The organism is Fretibacterium fastidiosum, from assembly GCF_000210715.1.
In the GTDB taxonomy this organism is placed as follows: Bacteria; Synergistota; Synergistia; order Synergistales; family Aminobacteriaceae; genus Fretibacterium; species Fretibacterium fastidiosum.
Genome location: NC_021038.1, coordinates 2,487,007 through 2,491,464 on the forward strand (window position 1 = coordinate 2,487,007; position 4,458 = coordinate 2,491,464).

Annotated in this window: 5 protein-coding genes; 1 reads left to right on the plus strand and 4 read right to left on the minus strand. The window is 67.3% G+C overall.

Annotated features, from left to right (window positions below):
• The 4 genes from ruvA to nadE all read right to left on the minus strand — a co-directional run.
• A partial coding sequence (gene ruvA, locus SY1_RS11225) for a Holliday junction branch migration protein RuvA (RefSeq protein WP_208873825.1) occupies positions 1 to 501 on the minus strand: 501 nt, incomplete at its 3' end.
• Positions 502 to 550: 49 nt separating this feature from the next.
• On the minus strand, positions 551 to 1,066 hold the full coding sequence (gene ruvC / locus SY1_RS11230; RefSeq protein WP_015557087.1) for a crossover junction endodeoxyribonuclease RuvC: 516 nt from the start codon (positions 1,064 to 1,066) through the stop codon (positions 551 to 553).
• Positions 1,066 to 1,821, minus strand: a complete 756-nt coding sequence (locus tag SY1_RS11235) for a YebC/PmpR family DNA-binding transcriptional regulator (protein WP_208873826.1) — start codon at positions 1,819 to 1,821, stop codon at positions 1,066 to 1,068. Before SY1_RS11235 ends, ruvC begins: the two co-directional genes overlap by 1 nt.
• 145 nt (positions 1,822 to 1,966) lie before the next feature.
• Positions 1,967 to 2,683 (minus strand): NAD(+) synthase, encoded by a 717-nt coding sequence (nadE, locus tag SY1_RS11240; protein ID WP_243440681.1) that lies wholly within the window; start codon positions 2,681 to 2,683, stop codon positions 1,967 to 1,969.
• Between the two features lie 309 nt (positions 2,684 to 2,992).
• Between nadE and SY1_RS11245 the strand changes: the two genes are divergently transcribed.
• Positions 2,993 to 4,458: transglycosylase domain-containing protein (locus SY1_RS11245; RefSeq protein ID WP_208873828.1), on the plus strand; the 1,466-nt coding region annotated here is incomplete at its 3' end.

Below are 4,458 nucleotides of genomic sequence, written 5' to 3' on the forward strand. Positions count from 1 at the left end.
TGCATCCGCCTGCGTAAAGCCCAGCCCCACGAGGGCCTCCGCCACCGTGTCGGCGGTCCGGCTCGGCACGCCCTCGCCCTGGGCGGCGGACTGGATCAGCCCGTCGGGCAGGAGGGAGCGCAGCTCGAAGCACAGCCGCTCCGCCGTCTTCTTCCCAACGCCCGGCGCGCGGGTGAAGGCCGCGACGTCCGCCAGGGAGACGGCCCGCAGCACCTCGTCCACCGAGAGTGCGGAGAGGATGGCCATCCCCGTCCTGCCCCCGACGCCCTTGATCGCCACGACCTTCAGAAAGAGCTCCCGTTCGCGCTCCGAGGCAAAGCCGTAGAGCGCCGCGCCGGCCTCGGATATCTGGAGGTAGGTCGTGAGCCTCACCCGCTGCCCCACAGAACACAGCGCAGCAGCGGCCCGCGTGCAGAGGAGGTCGAAGCCGAGCCCGTTCACGTCCAGCAGGACCGACGTCTCCGACACGCCGAGGACGACGCCCGTCAGCGACCGGATCACGGCCCGGTCCTCTGGGCGCGTCCGGCCCACGGCCTCCGGCCCTTCGCCCTCATGCCCCGGCCGCCCTCAGCTCTTCGTCCCTCATGAGCGCAAAGCCGGTGATGGCGGCCGCCAGGGCGTCCGCCGTGTCGTCCGGCGAAGGGACCCGGTCTAGCCCCAGGAAGCGCTGGGTCATCCGCTGGACCTGCCGCTTGTCCGCCCCCCCCGTGCCGCAGACGGCCAGCTTGATCTGGTTCGGCTTCGGCTCGACGACCGCCAGGCCCCGCTGGGCCGCCAGGAGCATCACCACGCCCCGCGCCTGCCAGACGAACTCCGCCGTTGTGGCGTTGTGGCCGAAGAAGAGGCGCTCCACGGACATAAAAGCGGGGGCGCAGCGTTCAAGCTGTTCCCCCAACTTGGCATAGATCTGCAGGATGCGCTGCATGAAGGACAGCTTTGGGCTGGTCTCAATGCACCCGTACTCCAGCGCTCGAAAGCGTGAGCCGCTCCGGGCGACGGCGCCGTACCCCACCCGCGCCAGGCCGGGGTCCACGCCGAGACAGACCCTCTCGCCCGACGGCGCCATCACTCCGCGTCCAGCTGAGCGGCGACCTCGTCCGGGATGTCGAGGTTCGAGTAGACGTTCTGGACGTCGTCGTGCTCCTCCAGGACGTCGATCAGGCGCGCTGCCTTGCGCGCGGCCTCCACCTCCGACACCTCGACGGGCGTCTTGGCGAGCATGGAGACTTCCGCGTTCTCCACGACGTAGCCCGCCTTCTCAAGGGCCGCCTGGAGTGCGTCCAGCTCCGGGGGCTCGCAGTAGAGCGTGTACCCCTCCCCCGACGGCTCCATGTCCGTCATGCCGGCGTCCAGGCCGCAGGTCATCAGGGCATCCTCGTCCAGCCCCTCGCCCTTCACCTCAACGACGCCCCGGCGGTCGAACATCCAGGCGACGCTGCCGGACTCGCCCATCTGCCCGCCGTTGCGGGTCAGGAGCGCGCGGATTTCGGGCGTCGTGCGGTTCCGGTTGTCCGTCAGCACGGAGACGAGAACCGCGATGCCACTGGGCCCGTAGGCCTCGTAGAGCAGCTCCTCGTAGGTCACATCGCCCAACTCGCCCGTGCCCCTCTTGATGGCGCGGGTGATGTTGTCCTGCGGGACGCTGACGGCCTTGGCCCGCTCGATCGCCGTCTTGAGCCGCATGTTCATGCCGGGGTCACCGCCGCCCTCCTTCGCCGCGATGATGATCGCCCGCACCAGCTTCTGAAAAAGGTTGCCGCGCTTGGCGTCCTGCGCCGCCTTGCGGTGCTTGATGTTCGCCCACTTGGAATGCCCTGACAAAAAGATCACCTCATCGAAAGAATTTCACCAAACTCAAGCCCAGTCCCTGGCTCCGAAGGGGGCCGGTTCCTCATTTAAGGTTTAAATTTTATCTTATAACCTGCCGTATATCCAGTCCCAGGGCGTCGGTTCGGGCCGCAGCGCCTCAGACGCGCGGCACGCAGATGGGGACCGGCAGGCGCTTGTGCCCGCTCCTGCGCCTCATGGCCTCGACGCGCTCCCGGAAGGGTCCGTCCCGCGCCGTCCCGTCGCTCAGGTAGCGGTCCAGGTCGTCGTAGGTGAAGCCCATGTCCCCCTCGTCCGTCTGCCCCTCCCAGAAGCCGGCGCTGGGGGCCTTGGCGACGATGCGCTCCGGGACGCCCAGGACGCGGGCCGCGGCGCGCACCTCGCACTTCAGGAGGTCCGCCAGGGGCAGCAGGTCCGCCGCCGAGTCCCCGAACTTCGTGAAGTACCCCGTCTCGTACTCCGAGCGGTTGCTGGTCCCGCAGACGAGCAGGGACAGCGTCTGAGCCGCTGCGTAGAGCGTGCTCATGCGCAGCCGCGCCTTGAGGTTCGCTCCCGCCAGGTCCGTCGGCTCCACGCCCGCCGCCTTCATCCCCAGGACCAGCGCATCGTAGGCGGCGGTGAGCTCCACCGTCCTGTGGGGGATGTCGAGCGCCCCGGCCACGAGAAGGGCGTCCGCCTCGTCGCCGGGAAGGCTGTGGCAGGGCATGATGATGGCCAGCATGTCCCGTCCGAAGGCCCGGCGCCCCAGGGCGGCCGCCACGGCGGAATCGACCCCGCCCGAAAGGCCCACCACGATCCCCCGCGCTCCGGCCCCGGCCGCCTGCTCCTTCATCCATCGCTCTATGAATGTCGTCACCTTGTCCGCATCGCGCATCCGCAAGAGAAACGCCTCCCCAGGGCGGCCCTTCCTCGACGGAAACGCCGGGCCATCGAGGGCGCGGCGGCGGGCTGCCGTCTCAATTATAGCGCACCTCGCCCCCCTTTCGGAACGCTGCGCCCTCCCGCCAATGCGCGCGGCCCCGCGCGGCGCTTTCCCAGCCGCCTCAAACCACGTTATTTTCCTGTGCACAACGGGCCTGAAAATGAGATAATAACTCGAAGACGGCCCCGCAGTGTCTCCACGGGGGAGAACCGTCGAAGATTCAGGCAGGAGGACCGTGTACCGATGAAGAACGCATTCGAGGGATCCCGCTACGGGTCCTACCGCGACGGCGACCGACGCCGGGCGGAGGACATCCTCTACGGCCGGGCCGCCCCTCAGCCCCCCAAAAAGAAGAAAAAAAAGAAGAGGTCGCCTTTTTCGATCCTGAAGCTCCTCTTCATGACGCTGCTCCTGCTCCTCCTCGTCGGCATCGGGGTCGTCAGCGCAGGGGTGGCGTGGTACATCGTGAAGATATCGTCGGACCTCCCCAGCATGGTGGAGGTGGCCAACCCCAAAAGCAGCGTGGCCTCCATCCTCTACGACCGCAACAACAAGGTCATCGCGCGCCTGTTCATCGAGAACCGCACCCCCCTCGAGCTGCACCAGGTCTCCCCGTGGCTCGTGAAGGCCGTGCTGGCCGCGGAGGACTCCGCCTTCTATCAGCACGGAGGCATCCGCATCGGCTCCATCCTGCGGGCCCTCTGGATCGACCTCGTGGAGCACGGCAAGGTGCAGGGCGCCAGCACGATCACCCAGCAGCTGGCGCGGAACCTCTTTCTCTCCCACGAGAAGAGCGTCACGCGCAAGGCGAAGGAGATCATCATCGCCATGCGCATGGAAAAGCTCTTCTCCAAGGACAAGCTGCTGGAGCTCTACCTGAACACCATCAACTTCGGCCGCGGCGCCTGGGGAGCGGAGATCGCAGCGCGCACCTACTTCGGGAAGTCCGCCTCGGAGCTGGACATCGCGCAGTCCAGCATCCTGGCGGGGCTCATCGCCAACCCGGGGCGGTACAATCCCCTGAGCAACCTCACCAACGCAAAGGCGCGCCAGAATTACGTCCTGAGCCGGATGGAGCTCCTTGGATGGATCAGCGCGGAACAGCGCCAGCAGGCCTACGCCGAGGAGCTGAAGTTCGCCAGGAAACCCAACCGCATCGAGGAGTTCAACCTGGCCCCCTACTTCGTCTCCCACCTGCTCTTCAACGACCTCCTGCCGAAGTACGGCAAGGACGAGGTCTACAGCGGCGGGATGCACATCTACACGACGCTGGACCTCGACCTTCAGAACAAGGCACGGGAGGCCGTCAACTCCCTGCCCACCATGGGGGCCCTCGTCTGCCTCGCGGCCGACACGGGGGAGGTCCTGGCCCTGGTGGGCGGCAAGGACTTCAAGACCAGCAAGTTCAACCGTGCGACGCAGGCCTTTCGTCAGCCCGGCTCAAGCTTCAAGCCCATCGTCTACGCCGCCGCGCTGGAGGAGGACATCATGCCGAGCGATCACTTCATGGACGCCCCGATCACCTTCGGGGGGCGCGGCGGAAGCGGGCGCGGCTGGTCGCCCAAGAACTCGAGCGGCAAGTACGCGGGGGAGGTGACGCTGCAAAAGGCCCTCTCCAGCTCCTTCAACACGGTGGCCGTCCGCGTGGCCGCCTACATCGGAACGGAAAGCGTCGTGAAGATGGCGCGCAGCGCGGGGATCGAGACCAG